At 45.7% G+C, this 23,398-nt stretch carries 32 protein-coding genes; 4 read left to right on the top strand and 28 right to left on the bottom strand.

Annotated elements, in window-relative coordinates:
• Positions 1 to 535 precede the first annotated feature (535 nt).
• Positions 536 to 1,219 (top strand): VTT domain-containing protein, encoded by a 684-nt coding sequence (locus ACI31H_RS04215; protein WP_439770754.1) that lies wholly within the window; start codon positions 536 to 538, stop codon positions 1,217 to 1,219.
• Here ACI31H_RS04215 and ACI31H_RS04210 read toward each other — a convergent pair.
• From ACI31H_RS04210 to ACI31H_RS04125, 18 genes are all read right to left on the bottom strand, one after another.
• Positions 1,157 to 1,774 (bottom strand): TIGR01906 family membrane protein, encoded by a 618-nt coding sequence (locus ACI31H_RS04210; protein ID WP_439770753.1) that lies wholly within the window; start codon positions 1,772 to 1,774, stop codon positions 1,157 to 1,159. The genes ACI31H_RS04215 and ACI31H_RS04210 overlap by 63 nt on opposite strands.
• On the bottom strand, positions 1,767 to 2,543 hold the full coding sequence (locus tag ACI31H_RS04205) for a TIGR01457 family HAD-type hydrolase (RefSeq protein WP_439770752.1): 777 nt from the start codon (positions 2,541 to 2,543) through the stop codon (positions 1,767 to 1,769). Before ACI31H_RS04205 ends, ACI31H_RS04210 begins: the two co-directional genes overlap by 8 nt.
• Positions 2,540 to 3,091, bottom strand: coding sequence for a YutD family protein (locus ACI31H_RS04200; RefSeq protein WP_439770751.1), 552 nt, complete (start codon positions 3,089 to 3,091; stop codon positions 2,540 to 2,542). Before ACI31H_RS04200 ends, ACI31H_RS04205 begins: the two co-directional genes overlap by 4 nt.
• A gap of 52 nt (positions 3,092 to 3,143) precedes the next feature.
• Positions 3,144 to 3,752 (bottom strand): metallophosphoesterase, encoded by a 609-nt coding sequence (locus ACI31H_RS04195; RefSeq protein ID WP_439770750.1) that lies wholly within the window; start codon positions 3,750 to 3,752, stop codon positions 3,144 to 3,146.
• A 179-nt stretch (positions 3,753 to 3,931) separates the two neighbouring features.
• Positions 3,932 to 5,134, bottom strand: coding sequence for an acetate kinase (locus ACI31H_RS04190; protein WP_439770749.1), 1,203 nt, complete (start codon positions 5,132 to 5,134; stop codon positions 3,932 to 3,934).
• 15 nt (positions 5,135 to 5,149) lie between these two features.
• Complete coding sequence (locus ACI31H_RS04185) at positions 5,150 to 6,154, bottom strand: class I SAM-dependent methyltransferase (protein ID WP_439770748.1); 1,005 nt, start codon at positions 6,152 to 6,154, stop codon at positions 5,150 to 5,152.
• A 44-nt stretch (positions 6,155 to 6,198) separates the two neighbouring features.
• On the bottom strand, positions 6,199 to 6,456 hold the full coding sequence (locus ACI31H_RS04180; protein WP_439770747.1) for a hypothetical protein: 258 nt from the start codon (positions 6,454 to 6,456) through the stop codon (positions 6,199 to 6,201).
• Positions 6,410 to 6,805: a competence type IV pilus minor pilin ComGF gene (locus ACI31H_RS04175; RefSeq protein WP_439770746.1), complete on the bottom strand. Its 396-nt coding sequence runs from the start codon at positions 6,803 to 6,805 to the stop codon at positions 6,410 to 6,412. Before ACI31H_RS04175 ends, ACI31H_RS04180 begins: the two co-directional genes overlap by 47 nt.
• Positions 6,806 to 6,837: 32 nt before the next feature.
• Positions 6,838 to 7,125, bottom strand: coding sequence for a hypothetical protein (locus ACI31H_RS04170; RefSeq protein ID WP_439770745.1), 288 nt, complete (start codon positions 7,123 to 7,125; stop codon positions 6,838 to 6,840).
• Positions 7,109 to 7,531: a type II secretion system protein gene (locus ACI31H_RS04165; RefSeq protein WP_439770744.1), complete on the bottom strand. Its 423-nt coding sequence runs from the start codon at positions 7,529 to 7,531 to the stop codon at positions 7,109 to 7,111. Before ACI31H_RS04165 ends, ACI31H_RS04170 begins: the two co-directional genes overlap by 17 nt.
• Positions 7,528 to 7,842, bottom strand: a complete 315-nt coding sequence (gene comGC / locus ACI31H_RS04160) for a competence type IV pilus major pilin ComGC (RefSeq protein WP_439770743.1) — start codon at positions 7,840 to 7,842, stop codon at positions 7,528 to 7,530. Before comGC ends, ACI31H_RS04165 begins: the two co-directional genes overlap by 4 nt.
• Positions 7,843 to 8,802 carry a type II secretion system F family protein gene (locus tag ACI31H_RS04155; protein WP_439770742.1) on the bottom strand — a complete coding sequence of 320 codons (960 nt, stop codon included), beginning with the start codon at positions 8,800 to 8,802 and terminating at the stop codon, positions 7,843 to 7,845.
• Between the two features lie 37 nt (positions 8,803 to 8,839).
• Positions 8,840 to 9,805 carry a competence type IV pilus ATPase ComGA gene (comGA, locus tag ACI31H_RS04150; protein WP_439770741.1) on the bottom strand — a complete coding sequence of 322 codons (966 nt, stop codon included), beginning with the start codon at positions 9,803 to 9,805 and terminating at the stop codon, positions 8,840 to 8,842.
• A gap of 87 nt (positions 9,806 to 9,892) precedes the next feature.
• Positions 9,893 to 10,639: a YebC/PmpR family DNA-binding transcriptional regulator gene (locus ACI31H_RS04145; protein ID WP_439770740.1), complete on the bottom strand. Its 747-nt coding sequence runs from the start codon at positions 10,637 to 10,639 to the stop codon at positions 9,893 to 9,895.
• A 73-nt stretch (positions 10,640 to 10,712) separates the two neighbouring features.
• Positions 10,713 to 11,537, bottom strand: coding sequence for a hypothetical protein (locus ACI31H_RS04140; RefSeq protein ID WP_439770739.1), 825 nt, complete (start codon positions 11,535 to 11,537; stop codon positions 10,713 to 10,715).
• 10 nt (positions 11,538 to 11,547) lie between these two features.
• Positions 11,548 to 12,552 (bottom strand): catabolite control protein A, encoded by a 1,005-nt coding sequence (gene ccpA, locus ACI31H_RS04135; RefSeq protein ID WP_439770738.1) that lies wholly within the window; start codon positions 12,550 to 12,552, stop codon positions 11,548 to 11,550.
• 194 nt (positions 12,553 to 12,746) lie between these two features.
• Positions 12,747 to 13,154, bottom strand: coding sequence for a hypothetical protein (locus ACI31H_RS04130; protein WP_439770737.1), 408 nt, complete (start codon positions 13,152 to 13,154; stop codon positions 12,747 to 12,749).
• Positions 13,147 to 13,593, bottom strand: coding sequence for a DUF948 domain-containing protein (locus tag ACI31H_RS04125; protein ID WP_439770736.1), 447 nt, complete (start codon positions 13,591 to 13,593; stop codon positions 13,147 to 13,149). Before ACI31H_RS04125 ends, ACI31H_RS04130 begins: the two co-directional genes overlap by 8 nt.
• A 140-nt stretch (positions 13,594 to 13,733) precedes the next feature.
• Between ACI31H_RS04125 and ACI31H_RS04120 the strand changes: the two genes are divergently transcribed.
• The gene (locus ACI31H_RS04120) at positions 13,734 to 14,612 is read left to right on the top strand and encodes a mechanosensitive ion channel family protein (RefSeq protein ID WP_439770735.1); all 879 of its coding nucleotides are present in this window, start codon (positions 13,734 to 13,736) and stop codon (positions 14,610 to 14,612) included.
• A complete protein-coding gene (locus tag ACI31H_RS04115) occupies positions 14,602 to 15,435 on the top strand; it encodes an HAD-IIB family hydrolase (RefSeq protein ID WP_439770734.1) in 834 nt (277 codons plus the stop codon). The genes ACI31H_RS04120 and ACI31H_RS04115 overlap by 11 nt, the downstream gene beginning before the upstream one ends.
• Before the next feature lie 82 nt (positions 15,436 to 15,517).
• On the opposite strand, the gene cbpB is transcribed toward ACI31H_RS04115, so the two are convergent.
• Genes cbpB through murI form a run of 4 tightly spaced genes read right to left on the bottom strand, consistent with a single transcriptional unit; the run spans position 15,518 to position 17,926 of the window.
• Positions 15,518 to 15,991, bottom strand: a complete 474-nt coding sequence (gene cbpB / locus ACI31H_RS04110; RefSeq protein ID WP_439770733.1) for a cyclic-di-AMP-binding protein CbpB — start codon at positions 15,989 to 15,991, stop codon at positions 15,518 to 15,520.
• Entirely contained in the window at positions 15,991 to 16,521 is a 531-nt protein-coding gene (locus ACI31H_RS04105; protein WP_439770732.1) for a metallophosphoesterase, read from the bottom strand. The genes cbpB and ACI31H_RS04105 overlap by 1 nt, the downstream gene beginning before the upstream one ends.
• Positions 16,518 to 17,114: an XTP/dITP diphosphatase gene (locus tag ACI31H_RS04100; RefSeq protein ID WP_439770731.1), complete on the bottom strand. Its 597-nt coding sequence runs from the start codon at positions 17,112 to 17,114 to the stop codon at positions 16,518 to 16,520. Before ACI31H_RS04100 ends, ACI31H_RS04105 begins: the two co-directional genes overlap by 4 nt.
• Before the next feature lie 5 nt (positions 17,115 to 17,119).
• Positions 17,120 to 17,926: a glutamate racemase gene (gene murI / locus ACI31H_RS04095; protein WP_439770730.1), complete on the bottom strand. Its 807-nt coding sequence runs from the start codon at positions 17,924 to 17,926 to the stop codon at positions 17,120 to 17,122.
• A gap of 151 nt (positions 17,927 to 18,077) precedes the next feature.
• On the opposite strand from murI, the gene ACI31H_RS04090 reads away from it, so the two are divergent.
• Positions 18,078 to 18,623, top strand: a complete 546-nt coding sequence (locus ACI31H_RS04090) for a DUF2507 domain-containing protein (RefSeq protein ID WP_439770729.1) — start codon at positions 18,078 to 18,080, stop codon at positions 18,621 to 18,623.
• A gap of 122 nt (positions 18,624 to 18,745) precedes the next feature.
• On the opposite strand, the gene trxA is transcribed toward ACI31H_RS04090, so the two are convergent.
• The 6 genes from trxA to ACI31H_RS04060 form a co-directional block, all read right to left on the bottom strand.
• Positions 18,746 to 19,060 carry a thioredoxin gene (gene trxA, locus ACI31H_RS04085; RefSeq protein ID WP_439770728.1) on the bottom strand — a complete coding sequence of 105 codons (315 nt, stop codon included), beginning with the start codon at positions 19,058 to 19,060 and terminating at the stop codon, positions 18,746 to 18,748.
• Between the two features lie 79 nt (positions 19,061 to 19,139).
• Positions 19,140 to 21,515: an endonuclease MutS2 gene (locus ACI31H_RS04080; protein WP_439770727.1), complete on the bottom strand. Its 2,376-nt coding sequence runs from the start codon at positions 21,513 to 21,515 to the stop codon at positions 19,140 to 19,142.
• Positions 21,516 to 21,531: 16 nt separating this feature from the next.
• Positions 21,532 to 22,059 (bottom strand): CvpA family protein, encoded by a 528-nt coding sequence (locus ACI31H_RS04075; RefSeq protein ID WP_439770726.1) that lies wholly within the window; start codon positions 22,057 to 22,059, stop codon positions 21,532 to 21,534.
• Between the two features lie 133 nt (positions 22,060 to 22,192).
• Entirely contained in the window at positions 22,193 to 22,501 is a 309-nt protein-coding gene (locus tag ACI31H_RS04070) for a DUF1292 domain-containing protein (RefSeq protein WP_439770725.1), read from the bottom strand.
• A gap of 3 nt (positions 22,502 to 22,504) precedes the next feature.
• A complete protein-coding gene (gene ruvX / locus ACI31H_RS04065) occupies positions 22,505 to 22,948 on the bottom strand; it encodes a Holliday junction resolvase RuvX (RefSeq protein ID WP_439770724.1) in 444 nt (147 codons plus the stop codon).
• A complete protein-coding gene (locus ACI31H_RS04060; protein ID WP_439770723.1) occupies positions 22,945 to 23,214 on the bottom strand; it encodes an IreB family regulatory phosphoprotein in 270 nt (89 codons plus the stop codon). Before ACI31H_RS04060 ends, ruvX begins: the two co-directional genes overlap by 4 nt.
• Between the last annotated feature and the right edge of the window lie 184 nt (positions 23,215 to 23,398).

Below are 23,398 nucleotides of genomic sequence, written 5' to 3'. Positions count from 1 at the left end.
ATTTGATTCGTCGAAACTTTGTTCAGTTTTCAAAGGTCTACCTTGTTAGCAGATAGCTATCAATTTTATTTTATCATAACTGCCAATCAATGTCAACAACTAATTTTAATTAATTATTTGTCAGCGCTCAATCAAGCAGCTTTAATAATATATCATTTCGATACATCATTGTCAACAACTAATTTTAAGCAATTAGTTAACTGACCGTGTTGCCTTTCGACAACGATAACTACTATACAAGAATAACTTTTCACTGTCAACAACTAATTAACATCAATTTGCTACTTTTGACAATGACTAATGAACATTACGATACTAGCATCCCCTAATTTAGGACAAAAGCAGTCAATGAGCTGCTTATATCGCCAGGAGCAAGCCCTTGAAATAGTACCTTTCCGAACAATCGCGCATTTATAGTAAATAGTTTGAATTTATTACATTTATCCTAATATCTACTGTTCTTCCTTCACAAAGGCTTTTTTTCCTGATAAACTTCATGACTGATAACCTATATTAAAATTAAAGGAGAATAATAGTGGCAACGCTAATTGACTTTATCCTACATATTGATGTTCACATCATTCAACTCGTTAACCAATTTGGTGACTGGACATACCTTATCCTGTTTGCAATTATCTTCATTGAAACGGGTGCGGTAATCCTACCATTTCTTCCCGGCGATTCGCTTCTGTTTGCGGCAAGCGCTATTGCGGCTGACCCACGTTATAACCTTAACATCTGGGTATTTGTCATTCTCTTCTTAATTGCTTGTCTTTCCGGTGACTCGCTCAACTTCTTTATTGGCCACAAAATTGGTAAACACCTTTCTAACCATTCCCTTTTTGGGCGACTAATAGATAAGGATAGTCTGGCTAAATCAGAGGCCTTCTTTGAACGGCATGGCGCTCCTGCTATTATCCTAGCGCGGTTTATGCCAATCATCCGAACCTTCGCACCATTTGCTGCTGCCGGTTCTGGTTTCCCCTATCGTCGTTTTATCCCTTACAGCATTATCGGTTGCCTTTCGTGGGTAATCCTTTGTTGTTCTTGTGGTTTCTTCTTTGGTAACCTGCCATTTGTCCAAGAACACTTCTCGGTCATCATTCTCGGGATCATTTTTGTAACACTTCTTCCAGCCATCATCGGCTTTTTACGCTCAAAGTTTCAAAAGCCGAGTGTCGAACCAAATGCTACCCCAGAGCACAATCAGGAAGACTAACAATAGTCCGATCCATAAAATAAAGACATGGCTAAAAAATGATAATGGCATTAGCAAAATAATCGGATCATGAGTTGGTGAAAATATCCAGTTCATGTTGTGGAATAAAACATAGTGACTTCTTATAAAGAAGTCTGCAAAGTTAATTACACTTAAAGTACTAATAATAACCAGTATTGAAATTAAATACTGTAGTGGCGTTAGCAACTGCCATAGTTGCTGACGCCGTTTTTTTGCTATTAAGTACTTCACGGTAATACCAGTACTAATCACCGCCAGTAGTTCAGTAGCTAAAATATAGTTTTTAACATCTGTAAAGTGCTGGGCCGCCGCCTTACTTAATTTTAAGGCCCCCAGCTGTGGTACGGTAACTCCCGGCAGCTGTAAATACAACAGTAAATGCTCATAGGCCCGTAAAATGGATGACCGACTCAGCCCTAACTGGTGCGGTACCGTAATTAATAGCGGTGATAAATTTAACGCTAATAAAAAGGCAATACTGGCCAAGGCGGTCACGATAAGACCACACACCAGTACTGCCTTTACATTATTCAATCTTCCAATCATCTAACGTCTCCACTGTATAGGTCGGTTGTTGCGCCATTTGTGCAACTTCAGCCGGCCGTGACAAACCCGTGTACACTAGCAAATTATCCATTCCAACATTCATTGCTGCTTGAATATCAGTATGATAGTTGTCACCAACCATAATAACATCATCTTTATCCAGGCCGACCCGCCGTAACGCCATTTCCATAATAATCTTTTCTGGCTTTCCGATCATTATTGCTTGCTGCTGCGTGGCATATTCCACTAATTTAACTAAGGACCCTGCTCCCGGGACCATCCCCTTTTCGTTGGGGAGGTTACTATCCGCATTCGTACCAATAAAGGTTGCCCCGGCACGAATAAGCAAAACTGCCTTTTCTAGTTTTTCATAGGTCACGTGCGAGTCCAATCCGACAACCACGTAGTCGGGATCGGTATCAACAAGAATAAAGCCCCGCGCGGTGAGTGCCGTTCGTAAACCACTTTCTCCGACCACGTAAACCCGACGATGTTGCCCCGCCTGCTGGTCGAGGTAATCCGCTGTTGCTAATGCGGTCGTATAGACGTTCTCAGGTCCGACTTGAATATTATGGTTCTGGGTAAGATTATTTGCGACAAATTCAGGAGTCCGCGTACTATTATTAGTCACAAATAGCACTCGTTTTCCTGCCCGTTGAAGACGACTAATAAAACGGGCCGCGGCCGGAATACGGTCCGTTCCCTTATAAGTAGTACCATCTAGGTCGATGAAGTATCCCTGGTAGTGATTACTCATTTTGCTTTTTTTGCTCCTTGTTTTCGTTGGTGGATTACAAACTTTTGTTGGTGCTTACCAGATTTAACACGCTTAGCATATTGATTATGGCGGTGGTTAGGATCTGGTTGCTTTACCCGCCGGCGACGTTCGTGAACTACTGGACCCCGTGAGCGGCGTTTCCGGTGGTGATGTTGACGGGGGATCCGTACATTATCATTGTGGATGATGAAATAGGCACAGCCAAAATTACAATCCTCCAAAAGGTAATCTTCAATGGTATCCACCCCTTGTTCAATATTATAAAGGGGGTTCTGCTTATCATAAAATCCCTTCAGCCTTAGTTGACCGTATCCCCAATCACCAACAATGTAGTCATACTTGCTAAGGATGCTACTAAAACGCTTCGCCAATTCGGTGCCGTCAAAGCCATTACGGTATTCTTTAACTAACTCGTAGGGGTGGCCGTTTAAAAGAAATGTATCTACATCCTTTGCTTCATAATGGTAAAGGTCCGCCCGCTGTTCTTCACGCTGGTCAATATAGTCCTGTATCTTAGCCCTGTTCAACTAATGGCCCCCTTAATTTAAACTAACTCTTTTAATCATACCATAATCGGCCTTACTTTCGTTTGGCAAGATCAGCCGCCTTTGCAGTATAGATTTGCTCAATCTCTGGAAAAGATAACGGTGTTCCAAAGGCCGGTTTAGGTGTTAAATAGTCCAATTCTGGTGCATCAATGCCCACATTAATATTTTCCTTAATTGGAACGGAATAATGGTGAATGTGACCATGCAGGTTGATAATTTGGGGAGCAATCCCGAGCATCAGCGGATAGTGGGTCAGGTAATACTGTCGATGGTCATACTTCAACAAGACCCCCACATCTTGAAATTGGTATTTTGGCTGTCCAGCAACCTGGTAGTTATGAGCTGCCAGGTATTTAAACAGGGCCCGACTATCATGATTTCCCTTAATCAATACCAACCGGCCATTAAGCTCTCGTAAGACCTTTTCAACAGCAGCATAGGACTTTTGCGCCGGTTTAGTAAAGTAGAGGGCAATATCTCCCAGGTGATAAACCAGGTCATTTTCACCAACCCGTCGATTCCAGTTATCAATAATTGTCTGGTTCATCGTAGCTACATCGGGAAAGGGCCGCGGGGCAAACTGGTCATTACCCAGTAAACTACTATGAAAGAAGTGCGTATCAGCCGTTACAAATTGCATTGTATTCCTCCTTCGCTAGGTTGCCACTCCCAAAGGTCAAGTTAACGTAAATCACTGATATGGTAGAAATGAAAAAGGCTGAGAAAAAACAAAAGGTTTTTTCCAGCCTCCTTTTAGGTCACTATGGTACCACGTCAGCCGAGTTTTCTCCAATCGAAAACTCCGCAGCCTTAGTAGAACTAGTTAGCCTGTTCCTTTTTTAAGCGTTCGATATCACGAACAATCATCAATTCCTCATCAGTTGGAATTAACAGCGTCTTAATCTTAGCATCTGCTGCCGAAAGGTCCCGTTGTACACCGTGACATTGATTCTTTTCTTGGTCAATCTTAATTCCCAAGTAGTCCATGTTATCAGTAACCAACTTCCGAACCGGTGCACTATTTTCACCAACACCAGCAGTGAAGACGATCGCGTCGGCACCATTCATTTCGGCAATGTAAGAACCAATGTAACGCTTGATCCGGTTAACGTAGATATCCAAGGCTAATTGTGCCTTTTCATTCCCCTTATCAGCAGCCGCTAAAATATCACGCATGTCTGGTGAGAGTTCAGAAATACCAAGTAAACCAGACTTGTTGTTTAAGTCATCAATAATTTCTTCTGATGATTTACCGGTCTTTTCTTCTACGAAGGCAACCAGTGAGGGGTCAACATCCCCTGACCGCGTAGCCATCGTGATTCCGGCAAGTGGCGTAAAGCCCATTGAAGTATCAAAGGACTTACCACCCTTGATGGCGGTGATTGAAGCACCAGCCCCGATGTGCATGGTGATCAGCTTCAGGTCTTCTAGTGGCTTATTTAGCATCTTAGCAGCTTGAGCCGCAACATAACGGTGACTCGTACCGTGGGCACCGTACTTCCGGGCACCGTACTTTTCGTACCATTGGTATGGGATGCTGTATAAGGCATTCATCTTTGGCATGTTAGCATGGAATGAAGTATCAAAGACCGCAATTGCAAAAGCATTTGGCAGTGCCTTCCGGAAAGCCTTAATACCAACCAACTCTGCTGGGTCATGTAATGGTGCATATTCAGCCAGGTCGTTAATCTTGTTGATAACATCATCGTTAATTACCGCAGAGTCCTTAAAGTATTCACCACCAGCAACTACCCGGTGACCAACAGCAGTAATCTCGTCATAGCTTTTGACGATTCCTAGTGCGATTAATTGGTCTAAAAGGTACTTAATTGCCGCACCATGATCAGCGAATGGTTCTTCATCTTCATGCTTTTGGCCATCGCCATACTTAATCTTAGCATGACCCATCTTTTCGCCAATCCGTTCGATGGTTCCTTCAGCAACCACCTCTTCACTAGGCATATCGAAAAGCTTAAATTTCAAAGTAGAACTTCCGGCGTTAACTGCAATTGATTTTGACATAAGAATTGTCTCCTTTTACTTTAAATTCGTTTTAACCCATTGATCAATTTCCTGCATAAATGCACTCAATTCCCGTGGTTGTTTAAAGGATGGAAATTCACCCAATAACACCTTCGGTACTTGTTTGCTTTGCCCACCATGCCGCTGTAAGAGCAAAATAGTCTTTTGAGCATTTTGGTTGGCAAATAACTCCGCTGGTAAATTAATCAATCCTTGGAGATATGCTATCGAATGGATCCATTTAACAAACGACTGGGATTCTTTCGTTTGAAAAATATTGCTTGGTACTAAGAACACACCAAAACCACCCGGTTGAAGGTAGTTCATTGATTGTTCAATTAATAAGTGGTGAACATATGAATGCCCCCCTTTTGCCCGCGTCTGATAACTACTGGTGTTGTCATCCAATGGGTAATAGCCAATCGGTAGGTCCGCCACCGCTAGGTCACACTGCGGAATATCGAGGGTATTAATTGAATCTTGATGGAACAAGTCAATGTTTAGCTTTTGTAAGGCAATGCTGGCACTCGCCACTTCAAGCATGTCAGGATCATTATCAATCCCATATCCATGAATTGGTTCTGAATTAGCCTTTTCAAGCTGATTGACAACCGTTGTTAGTAAATTCGCGGTGCCAACCGCGGGATCAAAGATTGTATAAGGACGATTAAAGCTACTAATCTTTTCAATCAGAAAGGCCATTAAAAGGCCAATTGTATCTGGTGTCATTTGGTGATTAGCCTGAATTGCATCCTTACGAATAACCTTTAAGAAACTTAGTTGCAGCACCTGACGGATCGTCTCCGCATCAGCCTCCTTTAAGGCTAGCTGCTTGTACAACTGGGTCAACTGCTCAACCGTCTTCTTATCGGGCACACCATCTTCAACCGCAACCTGACCATCAATAATGTTTTCAGCATTTTCAAGCATGGCATCCAAGTAAGAGCTCCGTAAGGCCGCCTGTAATATTTCGGTTCCCTTATCAAAGAGCTCAAATAGCTTTTGCGGTGTCTGTTGCAATGTCTTTGTTACCTCCTGTCAATAAAAACATTACAGTTAATAGTTTACCGATTCTGCTGGCTAAATTCAAGAATACGCTTTCCCTTATTCATTTTTTCTAGCCGTAAATTAGTGTGCGTTTGCTGGATTAACGCGGCCCGTAACTGCTTTTCTAGCCGAAATTGGTTAGCGTAGTAGCGATATTGAAACATTAACGTCACACAAATACAGGCTAGTACCACCAGGCTGGTTAACAGTACATAAGCCGGCCGCCGCTTAGTCAGCCTTGGCAAAGCACGCAATTCCATAATCTCTTCGTCCATTTGTTCTTTCCACCTCAATATATACCCGTTGTTGGTCGATCCGCCTAAAGGATGAATATTTTCCACGCACCCCACTAAGGATCGGCATATAGCCCCCATTTGCTGCCCGTAAGTACAAACGGTCCCGGATCCGTAACTGATAATCCCGCTGCTGTTGTTGGTCCCTTAAGACTAACTGGTAACGCTCAACCTTTTTTAGTTCAAAATGATGGTTAGCCGATTCTAATTCCTGCAGGCAAATGATCCAGTCAACCGAGCCGGCCAAAGAATGACGACTTAGTTGACGTACATTGGTCATCGCAAGACCGGCCAAGATAATAACAAGGCTGGTAATTATCAGTGCACCCACACATTCAACTAGTGTAAAAGCAGGTCCTTTTTTCATGCTGTCACCCGTAAAATTACGCGTCCCTGGTAGCGGACAATTACTTTTCCCGCACCAGCAACTGCCCGGTAGCCTAACCGTTTAATTGTAACGGGGCGGTGGTAGAGACGATAACCGTCACTAGCTTCCTTGGCCAACCGGGCCGCAGTTAGTTGACGTGTCTGCCGGTCCTGCTGGATGCTCAGAACCTTTTGGCAACCAACCAGGGAAAATAAGCCCAGACTAATAATTCCCAATGCCAATAGACTATCAACCATTACAAAGCCCCTACTCTTTTTTAACATCAAATTCCCCCCTGGCCATTTGAATTACTAGTCGGTACCAACAATGCTGGGCCCGCGAGTAAAATCGACGCGAACCGGGTTCAAGGTAACCATCTGCCCTCATCTCTAATGGTCTAAATTTTCTTACTTGTAAACTATTAGGTAACGTTACTAGGTGCCGATACTGGTGATTTTTAAATACGATGGCATTTTCATCTACTTCATATGTAATAATGGTTGATTGTCGTGAGAGCTGGGCCTGGGTCTGGGCACAGTGCCACTCCTGGCGGAAAGAATGCCAAAATTCTTGCTCGGCAACGCATTGCTGACTACGTTTCATTTGGGGCCCGGTCAAACACACCACTAGCGTTACCAGCCCTAAAACAATCACCATTTCGATCATGGTAAAGGCCGCCCGTCGTTTCATTGTTGGTACGCCTTTCCATTAACAATAACAATGTGGTCATGTCGAGCCCGCTGCACTTGTGCCCGGGTTAAATAATCATTAGCCTGAAGGGTAGCAAAGTTAACGTGGTCACTTCCCGTTTCATTTTCATAGGCATCAATTTGGGTCTGCACAACCGCGACCATTGCATTACTGTGTACCCGGTTAGCATGTTTACGCTGCTGGGCCAAGTTCGGTAAGACAATTAAAATTAGTAGACTGATGATAAACAGGACGATCGACATTTCTAACAAGGTAAATGCTGGTCGACGCTTAAGTAACTTCCTTGCCATTTAATAGACCCCCTGAATCGAATGGTAAATCGGTAACAAGATACTTAAATATAAGGCCACAATCACAATTGCGATTAGGATAAAAATAGCCGGTTGAAGCAGGGTCAAGAGTTCCCCTAACTGGGTTAGTAACCGGTTAAACTGCATTTTAGCAAGCATGCTAAGGTCAGCTCCCAGTTCCTCAACCGTCTGTCCCTTACTGATTAAAATTGTTAATTCCTGCGGTAAGAAGTGGTGCTTGTGTATTAATCTCGTCAGGTCATCACCACTTTGTACTTGCTGCTGGGCCTCTTTTCCTAAACAAAATAAAAGTGAGTTAGGAGAAAATTGGTCAACCACAATTAAAATCTCCTTTAATGACATCCCACAATGTAATAGGATGGCGAGCGAGCTTGTAATGTAATAGCCATAGTAGAGGCGGTAACTCTTCCCGATAACCGGTAGCTGACAGAGCCAGTCAATCCGCCGGTTAACCGACGAATGCCGCCAATGAATAATGACCGCACCAAATCCCAATAGTAGGAGGCCGCTAATTAGTACCAAAAGATTACGGATTAGTAGCCGCGCCCGCATGCTTAGCAATTGAGAATGCTCACCCTGCCAGCTATTTAGCTCCGGGAAAACATAAACACTAAGTCCCACCGTCAGAATTCCCAGTAAAAAGAGTAATAATAAAGGATATTGCAATAGGCGTGATAGTTTCTGTCGCTGTTGCTGCTTCGTTACTAGTAATTGGCCAATCGCGGTTAAAGTCGCTACCAGTTCACCGTGCTCTTCTGCTAGCAACAACTGGTAATATAGGTCAGGCTTAACGAAGGGTTGTAAACTATCTGCCAGCGTCTCCCCGGCCTGAAGTCGCGTGTTGATTTCTGCTAAGACCGGACGTTGTCGTTGCATCACCACCGCTGTAAAGTTCAAGGCCCGTTGGAGCGAAAAACCGACTGTCAATAGGTCACTCACTAATAAAAACCATTGTGCTTGTGCCGCGGAATTAAAGTTACCCCTGCGCGAATGCCGCCTGCGTTGTCGCTGATATTTTCTCTTGTTCGTAGGCCGTGGCGAGCCGTTTCCCCCATTCATCAGTCATCCCCCTTTGCTGTTGATCGACACTCTGCCATTCAGTTAGTAAATCGAATAATACTGCCTGACCATCAGGTAAACGGGGAAGTAAGCGCTGATAGCAAACGCCCGTTAGTACCTGTTGCAAATAACAGGTAGGTACCCCTAACTGCTCCAGGCGGGCCCCAACCCCAAAAGCATTTTGGGCATGAACGGTCCCTAATACTAAGTGACCGCTAAGAGCAGCTCGAATCGTCATCTTAGCTGTCTCTGGATCACGAATCTCCCCGATAATAAAAACGTCTGGGCGGTGACGTAAGCCCAAACGAAGCAGTTGCTGGTAATCCATCCCCGCTAATTCATTAACTTGCAGTTGAATAAAGCGCGGCTCATGTATTTCTACCGGGTCTTCAATTGTCATTACCACCTGCTGGTCAGCTAATTCTCGTGCTAGCTGATACATCGTGGTTGTCTTTCCCGAACCCATTGGCCCGGCAAATAGGATTAATCCCCGCTGCCGTAAAAGCTGCTTTAGAGTACACCACTGGTCAGGAAATAACAGGTGGTAATTAGGAGGACTAAGGTGGTAGATAAAACGAACAACCAAGGACTCGCGCCCCTGATAGTCACCAACACTAGATAGGCGCAGGTTCACAATTTCCGGTCCCCGCTGCCATTCCATCGCCCCTAGCTGGGGGCGGCGGTGTTCACTGACCGCCATATCAGCCTGGTATTTTAAAAATGAGATTAACCGTTGTCCATAGTCTGGCGAGACTTCCTTGAGTATCTGTAGCTGTCCTTGGCAGGTTATCATGAGTCGGTAGTACTTCTTATACGGTAAAATATAGAGGTCGGCCGCCCGCTGACCAATTGCTACTGCGATCTCTTTTTCAAAACCTTTCATAAGCAAAAGCCCTCCTCACCTTTAAATAACGGTAAGGAGGGTCGTTTAAACTTAAAAAAGCTGGAATTTCTTCCAGCTTTTAACTTATTATTCTTCGTCATCATCGTCGTCTGGTAAAATACCAGTTTCGTAGATGTCGGAAACGTCGTCATTGGCGGTCAATTCGTCAATCAGGTGACGGTATTGCTTAGCCTTGTCCTCTGGCACAGCGGTCCGGTTTTGTGGGATCATCGTTACTTCGGCAGTGTCCAGTTCGTAGCCATCCTTTTGAAGGGCGTCCCGAACCGTTGCCATGTTACTTGGATCAGTGAAGATTTGGAACTTTTCGTCCGTGGCCTTCATATCATCCGCACCAGCATCCAATGCATCCATCAACATGTCATCTTCGCTCTTGTCGAGTCCATCACGTAAGATTTCGATGAGGCCCTTCCGATCAAACATGTATGAAACGGAACCACTTGCACCAAGTGAACCACCAGAGTGGCTAAATGCAGAACGAACCGCCGAAGCCGTCCGGTTCTTATTATCGGTCAAAGCAGATACCATTACGGCAACCCCACCTGGAGCATAACCCTCGTAAGTAACTTCTTCGAACTTAGCGCCACCAATACCAGAAGCCTTAGCAATGGCCCGGTCGATGTTCTTCTTTGGCATGTTTGCCGCGTGCGCCTTATCAATTACTAACCGCAATTGAGCGTTGTTGGCTGGATCAGGATCACCTGCTTTAGCTGCTTGGTACAAGTCACGGGAGATCTTTTGGAAGATCTTTCCACGCTTAGCATCTTGGGCGTTCTTACGTCCCTGAATGTTATGCCATTTTGAATGTCCTGACATTACTGACTCCTCTTTTCTTAAGTTAATGTGATAAACAGATAAAGTTTAGCAAAAAAGCGTTCTAAATTCAAGGCTACCGCCATAAAGATCGAATTAAACGTAGCCCCCAGCAGATAACGGCCACGATCGCGAGCAAGCCTAACCAGCCAGTCGCTACCTTTTGAAAATCGGTCGCACATTGGACAGCAAAGGCACTAAAGTCGGGCGCAGCCTGGGCCAGCTGTGGAATAAGCCTTCCCGCAACTGCGACTAACAGTCCACTGAATAATAACGCAACCGTTGTAATCCAAGAAAAGCTCGTTAAGAGGTGGTGTCCTAACAGTGCCCATCCAATCATTATAATTACGCCCAGGCCACTTACTACCCAGACTACATTAGTGATCGTCTTGGCTACCTGTAAGCCATTAATTACCGCAGTTACCTGAGGAGTGTTGATACGTGAATTAACCGCTGAATTAACACTATCGGTAATCGCCGCGGTACTTCCCGCCGGTAATAGTGACGTTGAAATACCAAATTGGGACAATTCACTATCGGCCTGTCCAGCAAGCTGGTTAGTCACTGGTTGCAAGTTCACTTTTAATTGTTCGCCAGCAAAGGCTTGTCTTACCACCGTTCGAACAATGTGGTCCGTATCGTGCTTGGTCAACATTTTACTGGGAAGGCCATACTGCGCCATTCCCGAATCGACCTCATCTAATAACTGGTTTTCCAATGTCGATGAGGTCATCTCCCGCGTTACAAACCGCTGATTTAAAAACGTCCGGTTTAAAACCAGGCTGACCATAAAAAGGGTTAGTAGCAAAATGCCGAGAACTCGAAAGCCACAGTGGTGACCAGTTGGCTCTTCGGTCGTTACTTTCGTTGCCTGCGTCCGCAGTTTACTCCGTGTTTGCAACTAAACCACCTTATTTACGCGTTGATTGCCGAGCAATAAAGCTGTGTTCAAGGAGGACATCCTTTTCACTATCGTTGCTATCTTCCATCAGCTTAGTCAGCAAGCGCATGGAAACAGCACCGATATCATAAAGGGGCTGGGTGATTGATGACAACATTGGCCGGGCAAGACGGGTGTACTTCGTATCATTAGACGAAATAATCTCAAAATCTTCCGGTACCTTAATGCCATTATCGGTTAAACCATTTAACAGTCCCACTGCCAGGTGGTCATTCGTTACGTAGGCCGCCTTAACGCCACTCTCGGCAATTGACTTAGCACGGTCATAAATTTCCTTGTAGCTTCCGGTAGTTTCAATTAGAAGCTGGGGGTCATAATCAACTCCCGCCTCTGCCAATGCATCTTTATACCCTGGCAACCGTTCTTCACTATTGATGGAATAGTTAAGTGAGTTCGTAACTAATGCTACTTGTCCCTGGTTGTGTTCCAGTAAGAAGGCAACGGCCTCTTTAGCGGCCTTGCGGTAGTCAATTCGCACGGTCGGTAAGTCCTTATCGTTAACCACTGAACCAGCCACCACTACGGGAGTATTGCTACTCTTAAATTCGGCCTGAAGGTCTTCTGAGAGGTCGTAGCCCATGAAGATAATCCCATCAACCTGCTTAGCAAGTAAGTTGCGAACTACCTTTAAGATCTTATCATCGTCATAGTCGGAGTTCGCTAAAATGATATTGTACTTATACATAGAAGCAATATCATCAATCCCTAATGCTAATTCTGCAAAGTACGGGTTGGTAAGGTTAGGGATTACTACCCCCACCGTTGTCGTACGCTTAGAAGCTAAGCCACGGGCAACTGCATTGGGACGGTAGTTCAGTCGCTTAATTACATCAAGTACCTTCTGACGGGTGGCCGGTTTAACATTCGGATTACCATTAACTACCCGTGAAACTGTTGCCATTGAAACACGTGCTTCCCGCGCAACAGTATAAATTGTTACTGCTTGTTTTTCCATAAGATAGCCCTTTCTTTATTGATATATCATGCTTTCATTGTTTTTCATAACTATACCAATATAGCAAATAAATAGTAAATTATCAAACGTTAGTCAATAATTTTAAAAAACAGTCCAACAGCCCAGTAATACAACACAAAACGGGCACCTAGTGTTCATAAAACTGAATACTAGATACCCGCTACAAATAATAACTATTTTTCTGTTTTAGTGGTCTGGTCATCAGAGGTCGCGTCAATAATAATGTCATCATCGGTATCCTCATTTGAACCAGCCTGAGCTAATTTTTCCCGAATTGCTGCCGTTTGCTTATCAAAGTCATCGTTGGTGAGGTGGTCAATAACCTGATCTTTTTTGTCCTTCATCTTTTGTGTCGCCGTCTTTACGCTAGCGGCCACTTCACTGTTATCCATTTCTGCCAACCGTTCATCAACAATGTCTAATGCGGTTAGAACGTAGTCCGTGGCGTAATCTGTCCAATCAGCAACCCGATCATTCAACTGTTCACGAAGGGCCTGCCGCTTTTTTGCCGGCAGTAGGGTCCAGGCAGTCGCCGTAGCTGCACCACCTAATAAAATTCCCGCGAATAATTTTTTACTCATTTTCCATACCCCTTTCTGCTTTCTTAGCGGCCCGATGATCACGAAAACGGTTAACTGCTCCCCAAACCGCTGCCTTTCCCGCTGACTTAGCTAGGCCAAGGCCAAAGCGGTTCTTTTCACGCTGGGTATTAACCTTATCGACCATGTTATGAACCTGGTCATTGATATCAATTACACTCTGACTAACATCAGCAACTGCTTGAACGGCCGGATCAAGTTTGACCGACTTCTTATTCAAGTCTTCAAGGAGGGAATTAGTATTACTAAGTACTTCTTCAACTTCCTGGCTTAAATTATCCATATCATGAGTAAGTAAGGAAATGCTCCGGTTAGTCTCTTGCATCGTCTTACTCAGCCGATTAATCAAGACACATAAGAAGACTACCAGGATCAAAAAAGCAATTGCCGCGATTAACCCGGCTAACTCGCCAAATGTCATTTAACTTGTGCCTCCTAAATTTTTTAACTTAGCACTAGGATACCATAATTCTCGACTAATCGGCAATTCTCGCTATCGACATCCCCGTTAATGAGTTGTTACAATTGAAAGGATTGATTATCTTAAAGGAGGAATTCCTCATGGTTCTTGGCGCCAGTAATGCCCAATTAAATCAACAACTCGCTCAGGTTAAGGCGGCCTTTACCGACCTTTCCTGGCACGAAATATCCCAGCAAATTCTTAACAAACTGTTACTAATTATCGTAACCGCCCTACTTTTTGGTATTATTCTATGGATTGGCCGGCTTATTATCAACCACCTCTTCCTCGAATCGAATAAGCACCAACTATTAAAGAACAAGAACCGCCTGGCAACTATTCGGGCCCTAACCTTAAATATTTATCGCTATACCTGCTACTTTTTCTTCTTATACGCGATCCTCTCCGAAATTGGGGTTCCGGTAGGTACATTGATTGCGGGGGCCGGGATCTTCAGTATTGCTTTAGGGCTGGGTGCCCAGGGGTTTGTTAGTGACCTCGTCAACGGCTTTTTTATCCTTCTTGAACAGCAATTAGACGTCGGCGATACCGTCCAACTCGGCCAAATTAAAGGGACGGTAACCGCCCTTGGAATTCGTACGACCCAGGTCACTAGCGCCGACGGAACCCTTAATTACATCCCCAACCGCCAAATCACCATTGTCCAGAACTTTTCCCGCAATAATACCGTCACCAACGTTGACATCCACATTGCTCCCAGCGCACAACTGGATCAGGTCCGTCAAATCGTGACCACCGTCAATGATCGGCTGATCAAGGATACTCCGGAACTACAAGGACAACCGGAGATTATCGGCCCACTCACCGTTAATGCCCAGTTAGTCTTTCGGGTCTCCATTACTGTTACCAGTGGTACCCAATCACAAGTCGCCAGTAAATTTTTAGCCGCCTATTTAAAGGAACTACATATTGCAAACGTTCCACTCTCTTGGGAAGGAAGTAACCACCATGTCAATTAAGTTAATCGCCACCGATCTCGATGGTACCTTTCTCCGTGATGACCACACCTATAACCACCGGCACTTTGCCCGGGTTTTTCGTCGCCTACAAAAACGGGGAATCCATTTTGTAGCGGCCAGTGGGTCTAGCTATCCCCGACTCGCCCGTGAGTTTGCCCCCTACCGTGACCATATGTCCTTTGTCTCACAAAACGGCTCCGTTATTCATATTGGTCAAAAGCTAGTCCGGGCCTATCCGATTACTGCTACGGCATTAGCCCGCGTCATGCACGTCCTCGACCGTTTCTACGGACCGCAAGACATTAACCAGCTAGTTATCTCCGACCCGGTTTCCTCCTACGTTGACCAACAAATGGATGATCATAACCTAGCAATTGTTAAAACATTCTATGAGCAGGTCTCCCGAGTTCCCGACCTTCGTCATATTTTTGCCGCACAACCAGATCATGAATTTACTAAGATTTCCATCAATTTTGCCGAACATATCAACCTTCAACGAGTTGCGGCCACCCTGGACCAGTACCTACCAGCGTCCCTGACCATCGAAAACTCCGGCTTTAATACCGACCTCATCGGCGATGCGCACGGTACCAAGCGTAACGGTCTCGCCCTTTTACAACGGCACTTTAACCTCCGGGCAGATGAGATCGTTACTTTCGGTGATAACGAAAACGATCTCGGTATGCTCGCAATGACCGGGCAAAGTTACGCCATGCAAAATGCCCACCAGATAATCCGGATGCAGGCCGGTCACGTCACCGCTGCCGACAATAACCACGACGGGGTACTTAAAACCATTGACCAATTACTTAAAAACAATTGATATTCTTGCTGAAACTAAAAGGGCTGGAAAGCAGAGTTTTCCAGCCCTTTTTATGTTGTTCTTACTATCAAAACGATCTTGGTTATTCATCTTCTTTGGGAATAACCTCATAGTAATGGTCAAAACGGTGAACCGTATAATTAACCGCCTTTAGCAATTCGCGCCGTGTAACAATTCCTTGGAAGTGATTAGCACTGTCAACGACCGGTAAAAAGGACTGGTCAATTAATAAGTGAAGGTTTTCCTCCACATTATAAGGGTCAGTGATTGGTAATACATCCACCTGCATTACATCCGCTACCCGGTACTGGTCCAACTTGGCCACGTTAATCTTGGTGGTCTCAATTAGGCGGTTGGTTATCATTGCCAATGAGATTAATCCCCGGTAATGGTTGTCATTATCGACCACCACAATCTTGGCATACTGGTTTTGTGTCAAGATAAGGAAAGCGTGGTCTAAGCTATTGGTAACATTAACCGTAGCAACCATACTTGCCGGAATCATAAACTTTTGCCGGTGCGCTAACAGCATCTTCTTGAGTCCCTGGTCAATCATTATCTCACCTCCCGGATAAATTCCTGGTGGAGGCGCGGCTGGACCTGTAACTGCCGATCATAAAAATCAACCACAAACCGGTCCGGCGTAGCCTCAACGACGGCAAAGGTTCCACCAATCTTGGCATACTGCCCGCGGGGAAGCGAAATGCTACCGGGATTTAGCAAGAGCATGCCCCGGTCGGTAGCGGCAAACAACTGGTGGGTATGACCAAAACAGAGCACGTCGGCACCTTCTTCGGCCCCCTTGAGCATGATGGGGGTCATTGAAAAATTAACCCGGTAGTGGTGACCATGGGTAACTAGAAAACGCTGACCAGCTACCATAATATTTTGCTCAGCTTGATAGCCTAGCCGAACGTCGTTATTACCAGCAACGCACACAAACCGCTGCATTAGTGGGTCGGCGGCCGGAATTTCAGAATCACCACAGTGAATCAGCACATCAACGCGGTCTGCCCACTGCTTAACAATCCTTTCTAAAATCGTCCGGTCACCATGGTTATCACTGACAACAAGGGCCCTCGTCATGCTTGCCACCAGCCTTCAAACTTGGCCATCAAGGCCCGCATTGCCCGTCCCCGGTGGCTAATCTGGTTTTTCTGGTCAATCGTTAGCTCTGCCATCGTCTTATCCGGATATTCACGCGGGATAAAGAGGGGATCATAGCCAAAACCGTTATTTCCCCGTGGCTGTTGGCGGATAGTACCGTCAACCCGGCCTTCGGTAATTAACTTGGCTCCGTCCGGTTTTAGGGCAACAATCGTCGTATGAAAATGGGCGGTACGGTTTACAGCAGGTACTCCGGTTAACGCCCGTAAAAGCTTAGCATTATTAGCGGCATCATCGTGGTCGCCAGCATAACGGGCCGAATGAACCCCGGGGGCACCAGCCAACGCATCTACTACCAGACCCGAATCATCCGCAATAACGGGTAGTCCCAAGTGGTCAACCGCCGTTCTCGCTTTGATTAACGCATTTTGCTCAAAAGTTTGACCATTTTCATTAATTTTAAAGGCCGGAAAGTCCGCCAGGGTTTTAACCTCAATTCCAAATGGGGCAAACAATTGACCATATTCACGGGCCTTTCCCGCGTTTTTAGTTGCAATTACTAGGGTTGCCATTAAGCTCACTCCTCAATAAGATCGATCTGCTGACAAGAATCATATTGACCAGCCAACCACTGGTCAGCACCCCGCTTTAAATCCGCCTGTTGGCCGGTTGAGTACAACGCAATCCGCCGGTCAGGATTATCAATAGGGGCTGCTAACTGCTGAGTAGTCAATAGCTTTTTGACCTCCTGGACCGTCTCAAAAGCCGGATCAACCAGCCGGACGTCGGGCCCCATTTTTTGACGAATTTCGGCACTTAAAAATGGAAAATGAGTGCACCCCAATATTAGGACCTGCACCGGTCGGGTATCAAAAACCGCCAATGCCTGATTAACGGCCGTCTGCGCCGCGCTAGTACCCGTTTGCCCGTGTTCAACAATGGAAACCAGGGCCTGGGCCGGTTGACTAACCACCGTTACTCCTGGTTGAAGTTCATGTAATGCCTTAACATAAGCGCCATTCTTAATGGTTGAAACCGTACCAATCACCCCAACCGTGTCCACCGGGTTAGCCAGTGCAGCTGCAGCACCTGGTTTAATTACCCCGATTACCGGAATTGGTAACTCCTTTTGTAGTGTTGGCAGGGCCGCTCCGGTCGCTGTATTACAGGCAATTACCATTAACTTTGCCTCGTGTTTTACTAAAAAGCGACCAATCGCTAATGACAGTTGCCGAATCGTCGCCTGGCTTTTCGTACCGTAGGGGAAGTGACCCTGGTCACCAACAAAGGTTAATGATTCTTGCGGTAACTCATCGCGGAGAACCCGTAAAACCGATAAGCCACCTAGGCCGGAATCCATTACCCCAATGGGACGTTTATCCATTTTTGCCACCTCGCTAATCGTTAAAATGCTTGAAACTATATTATCGGTTTAATAGTCTGAATTTGCAAGTTTTGCCAAAATTGTTCCTACAATCTCAGCCGCTTTTTAAGTATAATGGATGTGATTGTTAAAAAGGAGCGAACGTAGAACTATGAGTCAACAATTATACGATGAATTATTAAAGAGTCCCCAGGGGTTAATCAACGGGACACTCCGGGACGTTATCATCCCGGCCATCCTTGGTAAAGAAACCGATGAAATGCTTTATTGGATTGGTAAAGACTTAGCTCGCCAGTACCCAGTGGCCTCGCCGGAAGATCTCATTACCTTGACTCATCAACTAGGCTTAGGTGATTTAACCCTTCAACGAAAAAGCAAGACAAGCCAGCTATGGCAGCTCGGTGGTCCCATTGTGGCCAGCCGAATTAAAAAGGATGAAGAAAACACCTCGTTTGGGCTCGAGTGTGGCTACCTGGCTCAAGAAATTGAATTTCAACTCGGAACAGTGGTTGAAGGGCGGATCAGTGCCCGCCACCACAACTTTATTGAAATCTTACTTAAAAATGATCCGCAGACTAACAGCACGACGGAGCGGACAGAACTAGCGACCTTTATTCAAGTCCACCCGACTAATACTAATGATGAAAGTCAGCCGAGCCGTAAACACCGCCGCGCTAAGAAGTCGCACCCGGCTTAAGCTAAAGAAAAGACCAAGTACACAAAAGGCAAAAGGCACCAAGTATTCGCAAAAACGAATACTTGGTGCCTTTTTATACTAACCAGGAGGACTTAGCTCCTCGCATTCCCCTGCCTTGTCAGCTAGTCAACGTATTGTTGCAGAATCTGCTTCAACTGTTCTTGGGGGTGGTAACCAATAATTTGATCAACCACTTCACCATTCTTCTTTACCATTAATGTTGGGATACTCATAATCCGGAACTTCGTCGCGGTTTCCTTATTCTGATCGACATCCATCTTAAAGAAGTTGATCCCTGGCATTTCATCAGACAGGGCCTCGACGACTGGTGACTGCATCCGACATGGCCCACACCAGGTTGCCCAAAAGTCAACTAGTGCCACGCCCTCTGCCGTATCTTTTTCAAACGTTTGGTCAGTTGTTACCTTTACTGCCATTGTTAAATCTCCTCTCTGAACATTCGGTATCCTTATTCTAACAAAGGTCCGCCCTAAAGTCACCCAAACTGCTTACTAATTATAAGTTAACGATTGTGGCCCCATCACCACCGGCGTTCGGTGCGGCATAACCAAATGATTTTACCCGTGGGTTGCTTTGCAGGTACTGCTGTGTTCCCTTACGGAGGGCGCCAGTCCCTTTACCATGGATAATCGTGACGGAAGATAAGTTGTTTAACAGGGCATGGTCAATAAAGTTACTTAGTTCGCTCATGGCCTCTTCATATCGGTGCCCCCGTAAGTCTAGCCGGGCAGACGTATGCCGGGTCTGCGTGGTCTTAACCGCGGACCGTTGTGGACGCCGCGGCTTCTCCCCCTTTGGTAGGTCCTGTTTAGCAACCTTTTCGAGGTCCTGTTCGTCAATTTCCATTTTAAGAATACCAATTTGGACCTCCCACTTGTGGTTACCGCGTTTGCTGAGCAACTCACCATGTTGGCCATACGACTTGACCAATACCGCATCACCAGGATGTAGGTCATGCTTAGCACGGGCCCGCTTAAGAACGGAATTATGCCGTAAGCGGGGGTTATCCTGGTGAAGAGCATTTAATGCCCCCTGAGCATCAATTAACTGGTTTTCTTTTACATTGGCCCCCTGCTGAACTGCTAGTTGACGGAGGTGGTGAATAATTTGGTCCGCCTTCCGCTTCGCCTGTGAAACCTGATGATTAGCCTGCGAACGAGCCTGGTCCAGCATCTTATCGCGCTGTTCATTAAAGCGGTCCAGTTTTTGGGTCAATTCAGCCTGCTCCGCCTTGTTCTGGGCCACTAATTTCGCCAGTCGTTCACTTTCCTCCCGGGCCTGTTTCCGTTGCTCAACCAGGTCACCAATCATGGCGTTCAGGTCCTGGCTATCATCACTCACGAGTGATTGGGCCTCACTAATTACGCTATCTTTGATTCCCAATCGCTTGGCAATCTCTAGCCCGTTCGACCGCCCTGGAATTCCGAGTAGTAAGCGGTAGGTTGGCTGCAGGGTCTCTTGGTCAAACTCCATGCTGGCATTAATCGTCTTGGCCCGGTCATAGCCATAAACCTTCAGTTCCGGATAGTGAGTCGTAATTACCACCATACTACCGATTTGACCAATCTCATCAAGGATTGCCATCGCAAGTGCCGCCCCTTCTTTAGGGTCCGTTCCGGCACCTAGTTCATCTAGCAAGACCAGGCTGCGGTTCGTAATCTGTTCTAGAATCGCCTTTACATTATCCATGTGACCAGAAAAGGTACTGAGGTTTTGTTCCAGTGACTGCTCATCTCCAATGTCGGCAAAGATATTATCAAAGACGCCAATCGTACTACCTTCCGTCGCCGGAATGAAGAGACCGGACTGTCCCATTAACTGGATGAGGCCCAGTGTTTTTAGGGTAATCGTCTTACCACCGGTGTTCGGCCCAGTAATAATAATCGCCTGGTAATCGTCCCCAATTTGGATATCGTTAGCGACTACCTTGTCTCGGGCAATTAAGGGGTGCCAGGCCTTCCGCAATTGGACATGGTTTTCCGTAGACAGCACTGGTAAACTCAACTTCATCTGGTGGGCATACTGGGCCTTTGCATTAATAAAGTCCAGGTGCCCCAACAAACGCTCGTTATTCAAAATATCGTGCCGGTAGGGGGTCAGCATCGCGGATAATTCCGCCAGTACCCGCAAAACCTCCTGCTTTTCTTCAATTTGTGCCTGACGGAGGCGGTTATTATCCTCCATTACGGCACCGGGTTCAATATAGAGGGTTTGCCCACTAGCACTCTGGTCGTGAACCACCCCGCCAAACTTGTTTCGGTAGCGGGCTAAAACAGGAATAACAAAGCGGTCGTTACGCACCGTAACAATCGGTTCGCTTAGGTATTTAGCACTTTTCCCATTGGTGTAATGGGCCATTTGTTGCCGAATTTCACCCTCAGTTTTAACAATTAGCTGGCGAATCCCGTGGAGCTTACTCGAAGCTTCGTCATTGATCCGCCCATCCGGATCAACTGAGCGAATCAGGTGCTTAGTTACGGACGGAATTGTTACCAACTGGTCAACGGTTTGCTCGAGTACCCGCAAGTGGACCTTCTTCTCTCGTAAGTCCGTAAAGAAATTTTCCACGCTTAAGCTCGCCTGGAGGACCTTGGTTACCTGGGCGAGTTCAGTACCGTTTAGATTAGCACCAATCTTGAGCCGTTTCATTTGGGGCTTAATATCCGCTAACTTAGGAAGGGGGATCCCCCCGGCTAGTCTTAGGATGTCCGCACCATCAGTTGTTTCGGTGAGCATTTGCTTGACCGTCTGATAGTCGGTTGCCGGCATTAGGTTAGTCAACTCCTGCTGACCGGCCGCTGAAACCAGGTACCGGGCCAGCTGCCCCTTTATCCGATCAAATTCTAACGTTTCAATAATTTTATGATTCATAGTCTTTTACTTCCTCTTATGCAAGTGTTTGTAAAACTAGGTGGGCTAACAGGGGGGTCTGGTCAATGATCCAGCGGGCCAGCCCCGAATTAGCCATCTGCAACTGCCACCATTCAGCTGGCCATAGCTGCAGTACGATTAAAATTAAAAAGATAATTACATAACCAATTACAAAGGATAAGACACCGCCGGCAAGCCGGTCGGCCGTACCAATTATCGGTACCCGCTTAATCCAACGCAACTGACGAATTCCCCAATGACAGGCCATAGAAACAACCGTAAAAAGTACCAGGAAGGCCAGGCCCCGGCTAAAAAAGTCATTGAGATTGACGGCCGCCAGTAAGTGTCCCGAATACGATGAACCCGTCGCTACGTCGGGAAGCAGGTTGGTCAAGCCCCGGGCTAATAATGGCGCCCCCGTCCGGGCAATTACCCAGCTAACTAGGTAGGTTCCCGTATATAGGGCCATCATAATCAATCCTCGTCGGTGACCATTAATGAAACAACCGACTAAAATTAAAATAATGAGTGTTGTTAAGACCATCTTTTACCTTACCCTTTCTTATCATTGCCATCAGCATTATAGCATGACCTTACTGGTTAAGTAGTATAAAAGCCTCCTGGTGTTCGCTAGCGAATACCAGGAGGCATTAACCTAATTTATCAATCAACGCTGACTAGGCTTTAAAGTTACCATCATCATCAAGGAAGGTATTTAAAACCTGCTCAACCATATCCCATTCCTTATCATCTTCAATCGGGACCAGGTCCTGACCATCACCATCAGGATTATCATCGACGATATAAGCTTGAATATCGACTGATTCGTCATTCTCCTGTTCCGCCGGGTAAATAAAGATATATGACTTTCCATAGTCATCGGAATCAAAGGTAAACAGTTCCTTAAACAGCTGTTCATTACCGTCTTCGTCAATTAAGGTAATTAAGTTGTCTTCATTATTTTGCTTCTTAGTCACTTTAATCATCCTCTACTTTAGTTTTTGTACTAACCGTCCGTGACGATCAAGGTAGCTTTGTAAGATGAATGTCGCTGCCACTTCGTCAATCACCTTTTTTTGCTTTGCACGTGAAATATCCGCTTCTTCAACTAACATCCGGTGTGCTTCAACCGTTGTTAAGCGTTCATCTTGAAAATCAACCGGAATCGTTGGAAAACGTTTAGTCAATAACTCACCATAGTGCTTAGAAGCCTCTACCCGGGGCCCCTCGGTGTTATTCATATTTTTTGGCAAACCCAAAACAAAACCGGCAACCTGCTCGCGCTTTACTAATTCTGCTACCCGGTCAATTCCAAAAACCGCAGCCTCTTCGTCAATTGGGATAATCTCGACCGCTTGGGCCGTCCAGCCTAGTGGATCACTAACAGCCACACCGACCGTCTTTGAGCCTACATCTAACCCCATTAACCTCATTTGGTTTCACCATTATTTTTCAGGTACGACCGAACTAATTCCTCAATGATTTCATCGCGTTCATGTGCACGGATCAAGTTCCGGGCATCATTTAACCGCGGAATGTAAGCCGGATCACCAGAAAGCAGGTAACCAACAATTTGGTTAATTGGGTTATATCCCTTCTCCTCTAGTGCTTCGTAAACGGTCTTTAATGTTTCCTTGATGTCTTCTTGGCGTTCTTGACCGAAATCGAAGAACATTGTCTTATCATTATTGGCAGTCATCAATCGTCACCTCCAGATAGTCTCTTAAGTAGTTATTTTACTATACTCAGCCATAAAGCACAATTAACATGGCCCACGAATAATAAAAAGTCGGTTATTTTCAGTGAAGACTCTAATGTTTCAGCCACCAGGTAGCAGAATACACAACGGGAGCGAAAGGGTCGTTCTACTTTCTCCCTCGCTC

The organism is Limosilactobacillus sp. (assembly GCF_051873035.1).
Taxonomy (GTDB): domain Bacteria; phylum Bacillota; class Bacilli; order Lactobacillales; family Lactobacillaceae; genus Limosilactobacillus.
This window is presented reverse-complemented; position numbering and strand designations above follow the sequence as displayed.

Coding starts and splice junctions, on each gene's coding strand:
- ACI31H_RS04205 (WP_439770752.1), bottom strand. CDS start 2,543: ATGAGTAATCACTACCAGGGATACTTCATCGACCTAGATGGTACTACT.
- ACI31H_RS04195 (WP_439770750.1), bottom strand. CDS start 3,752: ATGCAATTTGTAACGGCTGATACGCACTTCTTTCATAGTAGTTTACTG.
- ACI31H_RS04190 (WP_439770749.1), bottom strand. CDS start 5,134: ATGTCAAAATCAATTGCAGTTAACGCCGGAAGTTCTACTTTGAAATTT.
- ACI31H_RS04180 (WP_439770747.1), bottom strand. CDS start 6,456: ATGGACGAAGAGATTATGGAATTGCGTGCTTTGCCAAGGCTGACTAAG.
- ACI31H_RS04170 (WP_439770745.1), bottom strand. CDS start 7,125: ATGTTAAAAAAGAGTAGGGGCTTTGTAATGGTTGATAGTCTATTGGCA.
- ACI31H_RS04165 (WP_439770744.1), bottom strand. CDS start 7,531: ATGAAACGACGGGCGGCCTTTACCATGATCGAAATGGTGATTGTTTTA.
- comGC (WP_439770743.1), bottom strand. CDS start 7,842: ATGGCAAGGAAGTTACTTAAGCGTCGACCAGCATTTACCTTGTTAGAA.
- comGA (WP_439770741.1), bottom strand. CDS start 9,805: ATGAAAGGTTTTGAAAAAGAGATCGCAGTAGCAATTGGTCAGCGGGCG.
- ACI31H_RS04145 (WP_439770740.1), bottom strand. CDS start 10,639: ATGTCAGGACATTCAAAATGGCATAACATTCAGGGACGTAAGAACGCC.
- ccpA (WP_439770738.1), bottom strand. CDS start 12,552: ATGGAAAAACAAGCAGTAACAATTTATACTGTTGCGCGGGAAGCACGT.
- ACI31H_RS04130 (WP_439770737.1), bottom strand. CDS start 13,154: ATGAGTAAAAAATTATTCGCGGGAATTTTATTAGGTGGTGCAGCTACG.
- ACI31H_RS04125 (WP_439770736.1), bottom strand. CDS start 13,593: ATGACATTTGGCGAGTTAGCCGGGTTAATCGCGGCAATTGCTTTTTTG.
- ACI31H_RS04120 (WP_439770735.1), top strand. CDS start 13,734: ATGGTTCTTGGCGCCAGTAATGCCCAATTAAATCAACAACTCGCTCAG.
- ACI31H_RS04115 (WP_439770734.1), top strand. CDS start 14,602: ATGTCAATTAAGTTAATCGCCACCGATCTCGATGGTACCTTTCTCCGT.
- cbpB (WP_439770733.1), bottom strand. CDS start 15,991: ATGATTGACCAGGGACTCAAGAAGATGCTGTTAGCGCACCGGCAAAAG.
- ACI31H_RS04105 (WP_439770732.1), bottom strand. CDS start 16,521: ATGACGAGGGCCCTTGTTGTCAGTGATAACCATGGTGACCGGACGATT.
- ACI31H_RS04100 (WP_439770731.1), bottom strand. CDS start 17,114: ATGGCAACCCTAGTAATTGCAACTAAAAACGCGGGAAAGGCCCGTGAA.
- murI (WP_439770730.1), bottom strand. CDS start 17,926: ATGGATAAACGTCCCATTGGGGTAATGGATTCCGGCCTAGGTGGCTTA.
- ACI31H_RS04090 (WP_439770729.1), top strand. CDS start 18,078: ATGAGTCAACAATTATACGATGAATTATTAAAGAGTCCCCAGGGGTTA.
- trxA (WP_439770728.1), bottom strand. CDS start 19,060: ATGGCAGTAAAGGTAACAACTGACCAAACGTTTGAAAAAGATACGGCA.
- ACI31H_RS04080 (WP_439770727.1), bottom strand. CDS start 21,515: ATGAATCATAAAATTATTGAAACGTTAGAATTTGATCGGATAAAGGGG.
- ACI31H_RS04075 (WP_439770726.1), bottom strand. CDS start 22,059: ATGGTCTTAACAACACTCATTATTTTAATTTTAGTCGGTTGTTTCATT.
- ACI31H_RS04070 (WP_439770725.1), bottom strand. CDS start 22,501: ATGATTAAAGTGACTAAGAAGCAAAATAATGAAGACAACTTAATTACC.
- ruvX (WP_439770724.1), bottom strand. CDS start 22,948: ATGAGGTTAATGGGGTTAGATGTAGGCTCAAAGACGGTCGGTGTGGCT.
- ACI31H_RS04060 (WP_439770723.1), bottom strand. CDS start 23,214: ATGACTGCCAATAATGATAAGACAATGTTCTTCGATTTCGGTCAAGAA.